Source organism: Terriglobia bacterium, assembly GCA_020072645.1.
GTDB lineage: Bacteria > Acidobacteriota > Terriglobia > Terriglobales > Acidobacteriaceae > Angelobacter.
This window is the reverse complement of sequence record JAIQGK010000007.1, coordinates 244,546-261,010: the sequence shown is the minus strand read 5'-3', so window position 1 is coordinate 261,010 and position 16,465 is coordinate 244,546. Positions and strand designations below refer to the sequence as shown.

Genomic DNA, 16,465 nt, shown 5'->3' with positions numbered 1-16,465 from the left:
TAACTGCTCTCGACGGATAAAGGTAAGTCGTGCATTCTTATGAATGTCCATTCGGGCCTCCAGATTTGAGTTGACTGCTCATCACAATCAGCTTCTCTGGTTTTGCTCGAATGGACAACCTCTTGAAATGTCACAGCTAGCCCAGTCTTTGGGTTCGGCTTTAGTTAGATCGAACGCCGCAATTTTATTCCTTCAAGTTCATCTGGACTGATCCCACGGCCTCACGGAAGCGGGCTCGAGATAACAAGCGGTGAGCCGGAGTGTAGGGGAAGCATGGATGCTCTGGTTTGGTTCGCTTCCCGATCCAGAGATGCGTCAAAACTAAACCCGAAATTCGTTCATACCCGGTAGTGTCCTAATTTGGATCCAAATTAGGACACTGCCTTCATACCTGATCGCTTGATTTTGCGGGCCGTTGTCACGGCCCGAGAGCGCTTCCAATCCCATTACAACTGCCAGATATCTCCATCCTACAGCTGCTCCTAAAGCCAGGAAGTTCTCCATCTTATTGAATGGCCTGTATATAGGCCGTTGCTCCCAAAAAATTAAAAAGTCTAATTAGGGGTTAAGACCGCCTTAATGTCCCTTGAGCAGAATGACTCATCGGCGCAGTGCTCTGCGCGCGACCATTGTCACAACTATGAACTCGCTTTTCATAAGATGTTTTCGCTGCGCGGTGCTAGCCATGATGCTACTGCTCTCAGGGCTGGCAAGCATGGTCTGCTTCTCATATGACGCAGACGGCGACGAGAGCACTCCTCCCGTGACAATCGAGTTCAACGGTGTTGTCCCAAGCAAGAAAAGCATTCAGATCCCAAAGCCACATTCGACCGCGGCGGCCCAGCACGTTAGCAATGAGCAGCCAGCGCCCGTCGAACTACTAGTGGCCTCGAACGATTCATCATCCGCTCCGTTGCGTGACAAAGAGTCACCGCAGCTTGTGGTTCCTCTCAGGCGCTAATCCTCCAGGCCCAAACTCTCTCTTTTTTCGTCAAGTAACAGCCCAGGCAGCAAGGCACGTCTCTGTTCGCGAATGAGCGCGACAGGCACATCAAGCTAACGCAGTTCGTTTAGCAGCTTGAACCGCCTTTTGAACTTTTACCGCCAGGGAATGACGGAAAACAGCCACATACAAAATTGATCACTTTGCTGGCCAGTGTTTGTCCAGCGGAAAGATCATACCTAACCCATTAAGAACAACCAGTCAGTTGTGTGTTTGGCGTGGAAGTGTTTGCCGGACGCCAGCAGACCAATGAACGAACTCTGAGGAGATCAACAATGAAACCGTCTTCCGGGACTCTGGCTTTTGTGCGCATTTTTATCTGGGTAATCGCAATCACCGTGGCCGTTGGATATTTTGCCCATGTGCGCGCGCAGAGCGGCGGGTTACCTGAACAGGGAATGGTGATTCCGCTGCGCCCCCTGGCTCCGCTATCGACTGTTCCAGTTCCACCTGTATTCGGTATGGAAGGAATTCTTGCCGACAAAACAGCGGCGATTCAGCTGGGTAAAGCTTTGTTCTGGGACATGCAGGCGGGCAGTGATGATATTCAAGCTTGCGCCAGCTGCCACTTCAACGCGGGAGCAGACAGCCGCGCCATCAACCAGGTGAATCCTGGACAGGCCGGCGGCGACAACAACTTCCAAGTGGGCGTTTCCGCGAATGGCTCATTGGGGCCCAACTATCACTACAAAGCAGGTACGGCGGGCGCGGGTTTTGGCGGATACCACGACGGAGATTTTCCGTTCCGAAAAGTGTCCGACGTAAAAGACCGCTTCAGCGTAATTTCCGATGTGAATGACGTCTCGGGTTCACAGGGCCAATTTGGACTGACTAACGACAAGATCACGGTAGATGTTCAGGTCAAAGGCATAGGTATTGATGATGGCTCTAGTGTAAGGGAGCGCCATAACACTTCTGAGGATGGCACCAACGACGAGTTTACATACGGGATTGATACTCCGCACCAGCCCAGCAGCAGAAACCGCCCTACGAACAGTTCTAATAAAGGTAGTGGCGCAACGCAATCCAACGGCGGAAAAAGACCCGCAAACAGCGCCACCGTTACCACGTCGAACAGTATTGAGTGGACGACTTCAGTAGCTGACCCGGTTTTCTCTTATCCGAACCAGGTGGACCCAACGCAACGGGTCAACGTCCGCAGGGTAACCGGCCGCAACACGCCGAGCGCAGTGAATGCGGTCTTTAACTTCCGCAACTTCTGGGATGGACGCGCACAGAACGTTTGCAATGGCGCGAACCCGTTTGGCGCCCGTGACAGCTCACTGCACCTGCTGGTGTTGGGCACTGACGGAAAGCTTGGCCCGGCACACGTTGGCATGGCGAACTCCGCTCTCTGCTCGCAGTCTCTGGGGCCGATTCTCAGCAGCGTGGAAATGTCCGCCGATGACCGCAATTTTCACCAAGTGGGCAAAAAACTTCTGGCACGCGTTCCATTGGCAAACCAGAAGATCGATCCCACGGACAGCGTGCTAGGAATTCTCTCGAATGCTTCGGGCAAGGGTCTCAAGACCACTTACTCAGCATTGATTCAGCAGGCATTTCAGCCGGAGTGGTGGCAGTTCTCACGCCACATCTGCACCGCCGCCGATGGCAGCACGGTAACCGATGTCGATCCGGCTGCGTTTGAAACCTGCCCTGCCGGTACTGACGACTATAGCCAGATGGAATACAACTTCTCACTCTTCTGGGGAGTTGCCATCCAGATGTATGAGAGCACATTGATTGCCGACCAAACGCCCTTTGACAAATACATGGAGCAGCAGAAGACGTACACGCTCATCGGCGACAACAATAAACAGAGCTACACGATTCAACTCGATCCCGGAATTCAGCCTTATTCGCTTTCGATCATTGCGCTTGATCCTCTAGCGGACTTCACCGACCAGGAAATGGCATATGCCTTTGACTACGGTGACGGGCGCGTGATGGGCGTAGGTCTGGACAGCGGCATCATTGATTACGCCAGCGGGACGCTGACGGTGCAATTTGGAATGCCGCCGGTCAGCACCTTCCCCATCAAGATCAGCTATTCGGTGGGCGCTACGCCGATGACCACGGGACAGTTGCGCGGCCTGCTTGTGTTCCAGACAAAAGGGCGTTGCGTGAATTGCCACGGGGGGCCGGAGCTTTCCAACGCATCGGTAGGAACAGTAAGCAGTGTTGGCCCGGCAGAACGAATGATCATGGCTGACATGCAAGTCCGGGTTTATGACACGGGCTACTACCACATCGGCGTGCGGCCAACCGCGGAAGATGGCGGGCTGGCTGGCACCGATCCGGTGGCAGGGAAGTCGCTCTCGCAATCGGAATATCTGAGAGAGCGCGTCTGCAACGATCCCTCTGAAGCAATCATGATCCCGGGACGTCCTGGAGACGGCATCTCCATGGCGCCACTGAACTGCGGTGATGAAACGGCGCGAGGCGGCTTCTTTAAAGCGCCGCAGCTGCGCAACGTGGCGCTGACCGCTCCTTATTTCCACAATGGCAGCCAGTTGACGTTGGAACAAGTGGTTGAGTTCTACGACCGAGGCGGCGATTTCAACACCTTTGGTGAAGAACATCAATACATGGATGCCGACATCGACAATCTGGGACTGACGCTTCAGGACAAAACAGACCTGGTTGATTTCCTGCGCAATGCATTGACCGATCCGCGGACAGTAAGCCAGGCTGCGCCTTTTGATCACCCACAACTGCTTACCCCGAATGGTCATCCGCAAAGCTCGAATGGCTATCCGGTGATAGCGGACCCGAAACATCCAGGTCAGGCCACGACGCAGTTCATGGAAGTTCCAGCGACCGGAAAAAATGGCGGCAAACCTCTGCCGACGTTCCTGGAAAACCTACTGGGGGTGACCAATGGCGGCAATTAATTTCCGGCACAAACCAGTTCGGCAAGAGTTAGACGCTTTCCCCCTATCAGCAAGGCAGAGCACGGTAACGAAATTGAAGGACGACGACGGAAGGAGCTTCAAAATGACGGGTTTCGAACAAACAAAAAATATTCTGAGGGTAGCGGGTGTTCTGCTGTTGCTGATGATGGTGCTGGGCGCAAGCATGTCAGCCCAGAGCCTGAATCCGGTCCCTTATCCAACGCCGGCGGTAGTTCCTCCGCCAGCGGCAATCATGCCGGCCTACCAAACCATACCGGCCGGCGTTTTTCCCGCAGGGCAGATCCAGTATGCCTCTCTGGACGACTCACCAGGGCTGTGCAACAAGGACGACAATCCGGCCCCAACACCTGATAATCCGCCGCTACCCGATGGCTGCAAGATGACTGGCGGCTGGATCCAGGTGAATGACGAGTTGATCCGCGTGCCGCAAGGGACGATTGTCGTTTTCCCGAACACGTTCCTGACGTGGGAAGAAATGTTCGAGTTTAATCCGAACGTTCACCAGACAGATGCCGTGAAAGAAAGCGGCTTGGCGATGGCCGATACGGTCAGGTTCCCCGGCACGTATGAAGTTGGCATTGACGCAAACATCGTCAACGGACAGCACATTGCCGGCATCATCCGCATTGCGCAAGACCCTCTCAACACCGTTTCAGGCTTCATTGAAAAGATCGACTATGCCAACGGCGTGCTCTATGTCGCTGGACAGCGCATCCAGCTTAATGATCCGAAAATCACCATCAACATTCCGAATCCAGATGGCTCGCCAACGGGCGTGATCATCACAAAGGGCCGCTATAGCGCGGGGCAATCACCTGATCCGCGCATGGAAGTAGATCAGGGTAACCCGACGGTGCGCACAGCGATGGGGTATCCCATGTGCATACCAGTGACGCCTCCCGGAACATATAACGGCGAACTGGGTATTCCGGGCGTTCCTGATCCTTACGTTCTGGTCGCTCCCGTGGGCTTTACGTTGACTGGCATGGACGATCCGCAGTGTCCGGAAATCAACCGGCCGCGCGATCCTAACGGCCTTGGCCTGGTGCCGATCTTCATTATGAATGGTCCCGGCGATGCGCCAACGCCTGACAATCCATTCCCGCAGGACCCCTACGCGGAAATGCCTTTTGAAGTGGGCGACTTCGTGGATGTGATCGCGACGCAGGAAGTCGATGACCTGGGCCCGTACATGACGGCGACTGAAGTTGTCGGCAACGTGGGCAGCTATACCGCTCCGGGCGTCGATCCCGCTTACCTCGTGGTGGAAGTCACCATCATGGGCACGTCAGGAATGCCTGATCCTCTTTTCCCGCAAGAAGCCGGCGTCAGAACCAGGGTCGAAGGCATGATGACGGATTCCACGCGCAACATCGATGTTTCCGCCATCGATATGGACTGCAACGGCAACGTGACCTTCCGCGAACCCGCATGGGTTTCGAATTTCACGGTTGAGCCAGGATTGCCGGGCATCGGCAAGAAAGGCCGTTGGCGCGTTCGCTTCCCGCAGGGCGGAGACTTTGAGCCTCCTACGCAGAACATTGGTGCGCGCGTAAGCGGCGGCGTGCTGGGCAAAAACAAAAGCGGTCTGGATTTCAACGAGTATCAGTTGCCTACCGGAGAATTTCTCTATCCGGAACTTCTGGTGCCGGGCAATCCTCCGCCGCGCAACAATTTCCGCGACTTCCAATACCTCGTCAACGGCTCAGGCCCGCTGCCTTTGATCGGCAGTGTGTTTGAGAGCACGCAGCTTCAGTTGGGTCTGGCGCCATCGAACTTCTATCCCAATCAGAATTCAATCCAGCTCAATCCGTTCCCGGATGACACGCTGCCTCCGTTGACATGCACGCCTGGCAACTTCAGTTCAGTTGCGCGTCCTGTCTTCACATCAGCGCCGAATCCGCCGTTCGCGGGTGTAACCGTCACTTTGGATGGCACAGCCAGCACGCCTCCAACCGGTCCGTTTACCTGGTCGCAGATCATCAATCCTGGCGATCCGGTCGTAACGATTCTGAACGCCGACAAAGCTAAAGCCAGCTTCATAGCTCCCGTAGTAGCGGGACCGCAGAACCTGGCGTTCCAGCTCATTGTGGGCGGCGACGGATTTACTCCGGCTTCAGCTCCAGCAACTGTATTGGTGCCGATCGTCGTACCAGCGCCAAATACGCCTCCGACGGTTACTGCTTCAGCCTCGGGAAATCCCGTTGGCAGCGGCACACCGGTAACGCTCACGGCCAGCGCAGTTGATCCTGCGAGTGGCGCTCTCACCTTTAACTGGACGGCTCCGGCTGGAATCGTTCTTACACCGGCTGCGCCTGATGGTTCAGTGCAAACCTTCACGGCGCCAATCGTGCCGCAACTCACAGCGCCACAGACACTCACTTTCTCCGTTACGGCCACAAGTGCTGCCAGCGGTTTAACGAGTGCTCCGGTCACTGTGACTGTGGTTGTGAATCCGCAGGCTGACATTATTCAAGTCACCGTGGCTACCTATCGGACGAAGAAAGCTCGTCTCGTAGTTACCGCTACTGACTTCACTCCGGGTGTAACGATCACTTGCACTCTGGACATCATCAACCAGGCAACTGGGCTACCGTACTCCGCGGTGATGGGACCGAGCATTCCGGCGGCGCCGGGTGTGTTCCAGGTGTTCTTCACCAACATACCGTCACCCAACTTGATCACTCTCACCTCCAGCGGAGGTGGCAGCTCAACCACAGGCGTAACAACCTTGAGGTAACTGACTTAACCGGCTGCCGGACTTCGGTCCGGCAGCTTAAAAACTTTCGAATCGCTGCCAGCCTGTGAACTTCAAGCAGCAGGGTGGCAAGGAATCAGCAGAAGAATCAACTTAAGAGAGGAACCGAAAATGAACTCCAAACCTACGCGGGCCCCCAGCAAGGCTCTGCAATCGAAAAATAATTCCTTGCTAACTCGCTTCGGGACACGCATCAAGGCCATCGCACTGGTAGCTTTGTTATCCACGGCCAGCGCATTCGCTACACCTAGCACGCAGATCGCCAACCAGGGCATCAATCAACCCCGCGGCATGGTTCGTTCCACGGTGCCGAACCCTGTCATTGGCGGCCTGCCGCTTCATGATTACTGGATCTCGGATACCGTGCGCGGCTTTTGCCGCATCGACCAGGTACCCGATCCGGCCAATCCCGGATTCACGCACGGCGTGCTCAACGCAGGCACGTGCTATGCGCCCGGCATCTTTGAACCGTCCGATTACCAGGTGGAAACCAACGGTGTGAACGGCTCCAACGGCTACGTTTTCGTCGGTAGCACGCTGGGTATTAGCCGGCTCAACTTCATCGTTGATCCCGCCAATCCGGCAAAGACAGTTGTAGATACGGCGCATATAACAGTCTTCTTCGGCACCGGCTCGCTCTTCACTAACAATGTTTCCATCGGTAAAGCTCCAATTGGTGCAAGCGCCAAGCTTGGTCCCGACGGAAAACTTTATGCCAGCTTCACCGGCGCTACCGACATCTGGCGCGTGCTCAATCCGCTTTCGCCGACTTTCACGCCGGCAGGCAACAAGATTGAGCGCGTTGGCGTAAGCACCGGAATCGGCGGCGTCACCACGGACCTGGCCTGGGTCGGCCACGATCTTTGGCTTGTCGACGTCGGCTTCCTCAATCGCATCCAGAATGCTGACCAGTGCTTTTACACCTTCCCCAAGTGCGCTGCCGTTCTTCAGTTCCAGTTCTTGTCCGTCCACACAGGCCTCGAGTCTGATCAATTCATTTCCACCATCCCGAACGGCCGCTATCTGTATTTTGGCAATGGCAGCCGCGTCGTGCGGTATGACACAACTACTCCGGGCCTGCTTCAGGTCTGGAACCAGAGTGGCACCGTCAACGGCAGCGCTATTCCGCAGGGATACACGCTCATTCTGGGCATCAACTTTATTCAAAGCGCAACACCTACCCTTCTGGCTGACGGCAGCTTCTTTGAAGACATGACCGTGGTGAATGATCCTTTTGTCAACGCGCTGTTCCCGCGCGCCCCGGTCACTCCTCCGCGCAATGGCGCAGGCGTGGGGTGGCTGCTTGCGGCTAGCACGCTGCCGACCGTGGAATCGTGCGTCCAGCCCGTGGGCGTGCCCACACCTCCTCCGTGCGTCAACAGCCCGCTTGGAACTGGCGGCACGGGAACATCGCCAAATCCAGTCCCGACAAAACGCGGAATTCTGTTTGCATCCGGCATCACTCATCCTCGCGGCCTGCTCTTCCTGCAGACCAACTGGTGGGTATCGGACGAACAGTTCGGCTTCTGCCGCATCGATGTGAATCCCGTCACCGGAGCAACATCGCTCAGCCATTGCTTCCATCCGGACGCTACCTTCTATCCCGGACAAACAGCGGCTGCCGCACCCAACGCGTTGGGCCAGCAGAACGTCTATGTGCCGGACGCCTCCGGCTTCTCGTCGAACATATACAGGTTGCAGTTCACGCCTGACGCAACCGGTGGAACAGTTACGCCCACGGGAGTCCTTGCCGGAGCTGGTAGCCGCAAGGGCACCAAAGTTGAAACTGTGGCCCTGCCTACTGGTCCCTCCAATGACGGAGCTCTTTACATCGGCTATTCCGACGAAGGACTCGTTGAAAAAATCACCAACCCGGCAACCGCGCCCGGCGCGGCCCTTCCGGTTGGAAGAGCTTTCAACGGCATCGGCGTAATCAGCATGGCGTTCCAGGGTAATGACCTTTATTTGTCTGAACTAGGGCCGCCACCCATTGACGGCCAGTTCATCAAGAAGGGCGTTGTCACGGCCATCTATAAGGCTTCGCCCAGCGCGAACAACGGAGGAGCTACTCCGGTAAAGCGCGCTATCGCCCGCCTGCAGACTCCGCAGATCATCGTGGAGAATCCCGGCGGCTTCACCATGGGCCCCACCGGTGGAAGACCGTGGTGTCTGCCTCCGTTGGGTGTAAAGCTTTCACCCAGTGTGCCGGCAGATCCGGCAACTACCCCGGCCTTTTACATGGGTACGCTTGGATTAACGGCGGATGGCGTTTTCAATCCCGGCGTAACCCAGGGCCTGGGCGAACAGCCAAGAGTCGATCAATATGACTTCGTCTGCACCACGCAACTTCTGTGGGTAAATGAAGGCTCAATCGATCCGACTCGAAGCCTTAGCAGCCCCCTTGGTCCCGTCACCGCGCTCGGCTTCAGTGGCAATGATTCCTCTGCAGTCCTGGCCATCGGCGACGATCCTTCAGTCCAGGTCCCAACCCAGTCGCGGCAGCATGGCATTCTCCGCCGCAATGGGCCTCCGGGCACTGGCTCAACCGGACAAGGACACGTGTATCTGGTGTTCTAAGAAACGTAGCTGTTCAACTCTAACCGGGCCGGCGCGATTTCTGCGTCGGCCTTTTTCTTGAACCTTTTTTCTTTGAACCAAGAACGACTCTGAATTCGCCGCCCGATCAGCGATAACAACGACATGCCGTTCCGAGAGCCGAACCTACATCTCTGTCACCTTCTGCGGTACTTCCGTGAGGGACAGAGGAATCGGCTCCGCTGGCCTCAAGGATCCACAATCCGGCGCGCACGGCATGAAAGGCATCATCTCTTTCCTCCGATCCCGCGCAAATCCGCGGTAAGCCTTCCTGCTTTCACCCGATGAAGCGTTCTTGTAACACCTTACTCAACTCCAACACCTTCACCGGACACTCAGGCCAATTGTGTTTCCAGCACACAATTAGGTCGCATTGCTTCGCATCATGCATGTGTTTTAGAAAGTTGCGGCTCTCATATTCAAATTCAATCCTGATCCGTTGCCATTTGTCGTCCCCGACCAGGATCATCGCTTCGCAGTCGGGAAACTCCATTCGTATCCACGTCACTACAAATCCCAGTTCGGCGGCCACCGTGCCAAACAGAAAGAGCACGCCCAACTCGTTCATCGGCCCATGGGCCAGCGGATAAGGATGGATCAGCGCTCCATAAAACGGTCTGTCAGGGAAAGGTTGCCAGCGCTTACCTTGCCCAATCGCCGCCCGGAAGATTCTTGTTCGTTCGTCAGTTCCGCCCTGCGCTGGCTTCCACCACCACCCGCCGTTTTCTCTGACAAGCCCTTCAGGCATTCCATCTTTCCCCGCTTCCTCTTTGTCTTTCGCCGTAATCAGCTCCAGCACATCTTTCCACTCTTCCAGCCAGCCCGGTTCTTTCGCGGCTTGGGCTTGAATAAACTGTTTCAATCCGTGTGGCACCAGGTTCCATGTGCCAAAGCGCGTCACCAATGGCTTTTGGCTGTAATGGCTGTTCCTTTCGTATTCGGTGCCGCTGGGCAGTCGTTTCAAGGCCCGCACCACCATCGCCCAGTCGTGAAATAAAGTTTCCAGTGGCACCTTCGCTCCGCCTCCGTACCTCTTCAGATTGCATTCGCGCAGGGCCACCGCATAGGATCCAAAATGTCTTCTTACCTGACGCTTCGTGCAATTGCTCACTCGCATCAGTTGTTTCAGGCTGGGCGCCTCTCCCAGCCTCTCGGCGTATTCCAAAATTGCCGCCAAGATCTTTTGTCTGGTCATCTCATCAAGCTTGCTTCTGGTTACAGTCCTGTTCATCGCTCTCGCTCCGTATAGAAGAAAGTTTTTTCCTGAACTTTGTGGCACAGGCACTGCTGCCTGTGATGGATTGTGGAAGCGCATGCCCGGATCCCCATTGAGCCCGCCTTTGGCTTGGCTCGCCTGCGTCAGACTTAGCTCGTGTCGGTTCGCGGCTGTGGCTTTTGATTTTGGTCTTAGCCAATAGCCTGGCCCTGTGTTTGGCCATGAGTTGGTAGCTAGCGGCTAGAAGCCCAAGACACACATGTCCCTGCATCCTACTTAATAAACTTTTGGATTTAAGATGTACTATCTTCGGGCGGGATTCCCCGATTCCGGCGCTTTCGCGCGATTCCGGCGATTACCCGATCTTTCGTGTCTCGACACAATCTGTGGCCCAAACGGTGGGCCGGCTATGATCGCGTGGTTGCTGGCCTTTTTGGGCTTCCCGCCTCCATCTGGGATACCCTCAATCGCTAACAGCCTTGTTTTCAGCTGCTAATGACGGTTCGCCGCTGCCGCTCCCGGCGAGAACCTTAAGCGCATACTAAACGAAAGGCGAACAGAAGTCAATAGGCAAATTGAGGGGTCTTGGCGTTTACAGCCGTTTTCGAATTGCTGCAATCCGATTTCGGTAAAGAGCGCCCCCCCAGCCCCTCTTTTATAGGGGAGAGTAAGCGCAGCGAAATTGGCCGCGTTAAGGGGATATAAATTCGCTTATCATTAAAATGATGGCAGCATAGGATGTATAAAAAAGATGAATCGAAACGTATCTCAAGTCGCCCAGATTCTCGGAACTGATGTTCAGCAGGTTAAGAGGTGGGCATGGCTCTTTAGGGAATATCTTAGCAAAGGGACAAATCCCGGCAAGGGCCTTACTAGGGTGTTCACGGACATTGACGTATTGGCGTTGATCCACGTGGCCTTGCACTGGGAAGAAGATCCTGACATGGAAGCAATCCAATGCGGATTGGATGGGCGCTATGGTGATTATCGGCATTTTCTTTATCGGAACACTCCCATATTGCAGGAGCCGCCGGAGGACCTTGATGAAACAAGGGTACACGGCCTTTTGTTGAATGGGGGGCTTGTTGACGGATATTTGGAACTTGCCCGAAATTACAAACGAAGCGCAGATGCACTTCTCGACTCAGCACTGAAGAGGGGTGAGGAGGCACGTGATTGGGGCTATCCCGTATTATTTGCATACCGTCATGCCTTAGAACTATATCTGAAAATAATTGGGCGACTCGAAGAACCCACCCATTCACTCCGAGAATGCCTTGACCATATAGAAAAACGTCACAAGCAGAAAGTCGGTTCACCGATCAGAGAATGGATACTTGAGTTTGACAAAATTGACCCTCGGGGAACAGCATTTCGCTATGCCGACGATGAGGCTGCCACGCTAAAGTACGCTGAGTTTTGGGTGGATTTCTTGCAACTCAAGTACGCGATGGGTGTCATCTTTGAAGCTCTTGACCGTTGCGTCTTCGCATTGGAGAGCGACGATATGCCTGTGCGATCATGGCTCTTGCGGGAGCGCCGACAAAAAACACATTTCCAAGTTCCTTGATGGGGAGGTCTTTTGACGGATGCTCACACATTTCCGGTTTGTTCTTCGACTGACAATACTGTGGGTGCCTCATCCTTCGCCACCTTTGCGAAGGGTGGGATTTCACACAGTTTGCCGCACCATATCTGGTTTTTTTACTTACTACGATCACGTATCCATCCCAGACACAAGTGTCAGGGCGAATTAACGGCTAGCGCGAGAAGGGAATAGAGCGTCCACGCCGGCACTCAGGCCGCGGCGTGATTCATGTCCCTTGCGATATTTCGGTGGAATTGTTTCTTGTGCCCTGAACGGCTTTCCTGGTGCGTGTGCGGACAACCTCAACCTTGCATTCCACTTTTGCGAGCAAGCGGTTATGGGGCAGCGTGCCGGGTCCACTCCATTGCGCTGATGCACTCACATTCAGGGTAAGTGCCGCACAGTTCTGCGCCGCGGGGCAGGGCAGCAACATTACCAATGCCGTCGGCAGCGGTTCCATAACGCGGGCAAAGCGGAACCATGTAGTGAGCGGGATTTTCCTGATCAGCTTTTCATCCACATCTCCCAGATCAATTGCAATTATTCCAAAGCCGCCGTTCTGAATCAGAAGGTCGGCGGCCTTGAATGCCTGTTCTACAGCTTTCATCCTGCTGCCGCTGCAACGCACCCAGAGCAAACGGGAGAGACATACTCCATTAGCTTCCGCAGATTCGGGATCGAAACAATCCGTTGCGTCCACAACAGCGCAAACCTGTTCTTTGCCAGTGACTTGCGCCAGCAGCGACACCAGCATGGATGTCCTGCCCGAGGTAATTTCCGCCGGAGAGCATATCTGCGTTAAAGCGCCTTTTGGAATGCCGCCCAGTTCGCGATCGAGGGCCGCGATTCCAGTCGGAAAGACTTCTGGCGCTGAACGTTTAAAAACACTGAGGGCGCCGGGGATCTGGCGTTCAACTTGAGCACGAATTTCAGCAATAGAGGGCATGGCTGGTAAAATTATTCGCTAGTTATTCGCTCCATAAAAGAACTGTAGAACGCCGGTAATCACCTTGTCAATAACTTGTTTTGTTTTTTATTCGATAAGCCTTTGAAAACGGCAGGAATGCCTTTTTCGTCAATCTACTTTTATCTCCATCATCTTGCGACGGACGTTCATTCCTGTGCTATATTGCACGTCTCTAAATTCAACTTTAAGGACCGAGCAAAAGTCCCAGGCAGTACGGGCGGATCTGCTGATATCAGGATCAGCCCACCTTCTTATGCCGCGCATACTGTCCATCTCATACGACAAGGCGTTATTGCACACCAGAGAGCTGATGCTCTGCCGCGAAGGATTTGAAGTCGAATCGGCGGTTGGCTTCTCCGCCGCCGTTGAAGCTTGCAAAGAAGGGGAGTTTGATCTGGTGATCATGGGGCACTCCATCCCTCCGGCAGACAAAGCTGCGATTATCACGCAATTACGAGCAATGTGCGATACGCCCATTCTGGCGCTGCGCCGCCCCAATGACGCGCCTCTTAAAACCGCCGAATACAACCACGATTCTGGAGACCCTCAATCATTCCTCAGCTACGTGAAGGAAATCACGCATCATAAAACGCGATCGGCAAAGTAGCATTTACGTAATTTTCATCGCCGTAACTGCATCGCTGCGCGATAATTTACCCTGAGAGGAACGGCTGATAGTTTGCGCCCATGCAATGGGGCATCAAGGATGATGCCAGGCGTGGATTTCATTGGTTTGGCGTCGGACTGACATGGGCAGAAAAATGAGAGACGATACCAACGTGAAGATGAAGATAAAGATTGTAAGCGTGAATGAAATGGAGAAGGGAATCCTCGTGAACTTTGAGGACGGAGTCTGCGCTTTTTTTGAAGCCGAGTTCCTATACGCGCAGCTGGATAAGCGCCTCAAAGCGGATTTCGGTGACTCGTCTTCAGCTCCATCCGGCGCCGGGTGGTAAGGGACTTCCTTTGTCATCAGTGGCGGGGATAGGCGGATCCTCGCCGATCTGCCGCTGCCGCCGCAAGAATCGTGCGAAGAAAGCAAGCACTAGTTCCCAAAGCTAAACATTAGTACATATTCAGATACCCTGCTGGGCAACCATTCCAATTCTTAATGTATCTTAATGTGGGTAGGTGTTTTCTTCCCCCAAGTTTCCATTGAACCAGTTTTCCGGGTTCGTAAAGGATGCGCCAATTGGTCGCCGCCAAACAGGCCCCAGAGCCACCCAACACGAGACTCTCCGTTGGCGACTATATTGCCGACATTCTGCTGGACGCTCGCCCAAACGGCACTATTTATCATTGGATCGTGCAGCGGGTGGGTTCGGCCGCTATTATTCAATGGGGCCAGGAATACACGTTTGAGGACGCGTACTCAGCCGTCACTACTTATTTAGAAAATCTGGCCCATCCGCAGCAGGAAAAAGCTTAGCCGGCTTTCGGCGTGTCATCTTCCATCGGCGTATCGTCTTCGATTACCGGAAGTTCATACAGCCGGATTCGGGAAGTTCCGGCTTCGGCCTCATCCAGCGCGGCCTGCGTCAGTTCAAAGACGACCGCGGTACCGCATTGGGCGCAACGGGGAAAATACTGATCTCTTAGAAGAGTAACTTCATGCGGGAGCCGATGCTTCTTGTGCCGGACTTTGTAACTTCCGCTCTGGCGAACTATTTCATCGGTATGAAACCTGGGAGGTTTCACCGTCTTTTCCGGAGCGGATTTTGCAAGGAACAGCCGCGGTCCCCGGGCAGCCATTTTAAGACTCCTCCTCCCACTTAAATACGATGCCGGCCGCTCGCGCGCGGCGCACATTATTCCAGGGTCTCTCCTTGCGGTAATGACATCATTGCCGAGCAGCCAGAGAGCCTATAAACAAATTAAGATATTCACCTTGCCGCACTATATTTTTTAGCGCCATTTCGAATCTACTGCTATGAAAGGCAGGTTCATCCGACACATCCTAATTCGTCACCTCCTAAATCCGTCACACTTCTAAATTGACAGGCCAGTCTCCGGAAAGATTCTGGCCTATTTTTTTGCAGGAGTGAAGGCGGGACGATGGCCCCTTCAGGTCTTTGGTTAACGCACCGCGGCGCCGTTCCTATAGCGTTTATTTCTTCTTCAGGCCTTCCTCGATCTTTTTCACGGAGTGACCATACTTCCGCACGAATTCCTGCAACTTGGCTTTTGTAACGCCAAACTTTTTCGTCCAGTACCGCACCTCGTAATCCTCCGTTAAACTGACGCGCGATCTGTCCTGCGGGCCGCGATTCGTTTTGTCATCAGGCATATATTGGTCCCCCTCCACGGTGTTGGATGCTGCAACACAAAGGAACGCAGCATCGAATTCAATATGCAGAAAGGGGTCCGAGACAAGCCGCTCAAAAACGTGGCGCGTTTCGTCGAGCCGATGAAGCCGACCATGGTCCCCCAGCTCCCGGACGATCGCGCCAAGTGGCTGCTGGAGCCCAAGCTGGACGGCTATCGGGTCATCGCCACCAAGACAGGCGGGAAAGCCAACCTGTACAGCATGGACGCCAAGATTTACAACACAGAGTTTCCGGAAATCCATGGCGCGATAACCAAGATGCTGTCCGACAAGGTGACGCTAGACGGCGAAATAGTAGCGGTTGAACCAACGGGCCGCCCAAACTTCAACGCCCTGCAAAATCGCAAATCAACCAAGTTGCCCATTTACTTCATTGCCTTCGACTGCCTGCATTACAAAGGCCGGGACCTGCTGGACAAGCCTATTGAAGAACGGAAACGATATCTGGCCGAAATCGCCCAGGGATTCATCACACCGATCCAGCCGATCATCGTGTTCGAGAGCGACGTAAATCTGGAAACCGCGATCACGGTGGTACGCCAAACCAAGATTGAGGGCCTGGTGGCGAAACGCGCAGGCAGCCATTACCAGCCAGGCATCGAATCCGACCTGTGGCTGAAACAGCGCTTCAATCAGGAAGACAAGTTTTTCATCGGCGGGTACATTCCGGGACCTCGAGGCGTCGGGGAACTTCTGATTGGCGAATACAGGGAAGACGGCAAGCTGTACCACGTCAAACGTCTCACGGCCGGACTTAACCAATGGAACAGACAAGAAATCTTCAAAGCTTTGCAAGACCTCAAGACGAAGGATGTTCCATTCGTGAACCTGCCTGAGAATAAATCAAAACACCAACATGCAGTGACTGAAGAAGTGATGGCGCAGACGCAATGGTTGAAACCAGAGCAGCCGGCAGAAATTGAATTTGTTGAACGCACGCCACATGGGCGGCTGCGCCATGCCAGCTTCAGGCGGCTTCTGTCACGGTCAGGGGAGAAGTAGATCACACCAGTTCGCCCTGCAAACTCTGCTCGCAATTCTGCCGCCTCAGCCCGCATGGCTGCTTCCAGGCCGCCAGTTTCTGGGCCTTCATTGTC

Annotated in this window: 13 protein-coding genes; 9 read left to right on the top strand and 4 right to left on the bottom strand. The window is 54.5% G+C overall.

From position 1 onward, the window contains the following. Positions 1-685: 685 nt before the first annotated feature. From LAO76_12440 to LAO76_12425, 4 genes are all read left to right on the top strand, one after another. Positions 686-961 carry a hypothetical protein gene (locus LAO76_12440; protein ID MBZ5491730.1) on the top strand — a complete coding sequence of 92 codons (276 nt, stop codon included), beginning with the start codon at positions 686-688 and terminating at the stop codon, positions 959-961. A 317-nt stretch (positions 962-1,278) separates the two neighbouring features. After that, positions 1,279-3,897, top strand: coding sequence for a hypothetical protein (locus tag LAO76_12435; protein MBZ5491729.1), 2,619 nt, complete (start codon positions 1,279-1,281; stop codon positions 3,895-3,897). Positions 3,898-4,000: 103 nt separating this feature from the next. Further along, entirely contained in the window at positions 4,001-6,658 is a 2,658-nt protein-coding gene (locus LAO76_12430) for a hypothetical protein (protein ID MBZ5491728.1), read from the top strand. A gap of 129 nt (positions 6,659-6,787) precedes the next feature. Beyond that, on the top strand, positions 6,788-9,253 hold the full coding sequence (locus tag LAO76_12425; protein MBZ5491727.1) for a hypothetical protein: 2,466 nt from the start codon (positions 6,788-6,790) through the stop codon (positions 9,251-9,253). A 295-nt stretch (positions 9,254-9,548) separates the two neighbouring features. Here the strand turns inward: LAO76_12425 and LAO76_12420 are convergent, their stop codons facing one another. Then, positions 9,549-10,502 (bottom strand): hypothetical protein, encoded by a 954-nt coding sequence (locus LAO76_12420; protein MBZ5491726.1) that lies wholly within the window; start codon positions 10,500-10,502, stop codon positions 9,549-9,551. A gap of 736 nt (positions 10,503-11,238) precedes the next feature. Here LAO76_12420 and LAO76_12415 point away from each other — a divergent pair. Beyond that, positions 11,239-12,057, top strand: a complete 819-nt coding sequence (locus LAO76_12415) for a hypothetical protein (GenBank protein ID MBZ5491725.1) — start codon at positions 11,239-11,241, stop codon at positions 12,055-12,057. A 244-nt stretch (positions 12,058-12,301) separates the two neighbouring features. Here LAO76_12415 and LAO76_12410 read toward each other — a convergent pair whose 3' ends face one another. After that, positions 12,302-13,021: a DNA recombination/repair protein RecA gene (locus LAO76_12410; protein ID MBZ5491724.1), complete on the bottom strand. Its 720-nt coding sequence runs from the start codon at positions 13,019-13,021 to the stop codon at positions 12,302-12,304. Between the two features lie 274 nt (positions 13,022-13,295). On the opposite strand from LAO76_12410, the gene LAO76_12405 reads away from it, so the two are divergent. The 3 genes from LAO76_12405 to LAO76_12395 all read left to right on the top strand — a co-directional run bounded on the left by LAO76_12405 (position 13,296) and on the right by LAO76_12395 (position 14,471). Next, positions 13,296-13,649, top strand: coding sequence for a hypothetical protein (locus LAO76_12405; protein ID MBZ5491723.1), 354 nt, complete (start codon positions 13,296-13,298; stop codon positions 13,647-13,649). Between the two features lie 154 nt (positions 13,650-13,803). Next, positions 13,804-13,998, top strand: a complete 195-nt coding sequence (locus LAO76_12400; GenBank protein MBZ5491722.1) for a hypothetical protein — start codon at positions 13,804-13,806, stop codon at positions 13,996-13,998. Positions 13,999-14,234: 236 nt separating this feature from the next. Further along, positions 14,235-14,471, top strand: coding sequence for a hypothetical protein (locus LAO76_12395; GenBank protein MBZ5491721.1), 237 nt, complete (start codon positions 14,235-14,237; stop codon positions 14,469-14,471). On the opposite strand, the gene LAO76_12390 is transcribed toward LAO76_12395, so the two are convergent. Both LAO76_12390 and LAO76_12385 read right to left on the bottom strand, forming a co-directional pair. Beyond that, positions 14,468-14,794 carry a hypothetical protein gene (locus tag LAO76_12390; protein MBZ5491720.1) on the bottom strand — a complete coding sequence of 109 codons (327 nt, stop codon included), beginning with the start codon at positions 14,792-14,794 and terminating at the stop codon, positions 14,468-14,470. The genes LAO76_12395 and LAO76_12390 overlap by 4 nt on opposite strands. A 355-nt stretch (positions 14,795-15,149) precedes the next feature. Continuing rightward, entirely contained in the window at positions 15,150-15,329 is a 180-nt protein-coding gene (locus LAO76_12385) for a DUF3606 domain-containing protein (protein MBZ5491719.1), read from the bottom strand. 63 nt (positions 15,330-15,392) lie between these two features. Between LAO76_12385 and LAO76_12380 the strand changes: the two genes are divergently transcribed. Then, the gene (locus LAO76_12380) at positions 15,393-16,370 is read left to right on the top strand and encodes a hypothetical protein (protein MBZ5491718.1); all 978 of its coding nucleotides are present in this window, start codon (positions 15,393-15,395) and stop codon (positions 16,368-16,370) included. Positions 16,371-16,465 lie beyond the last annotated feature (95 nt).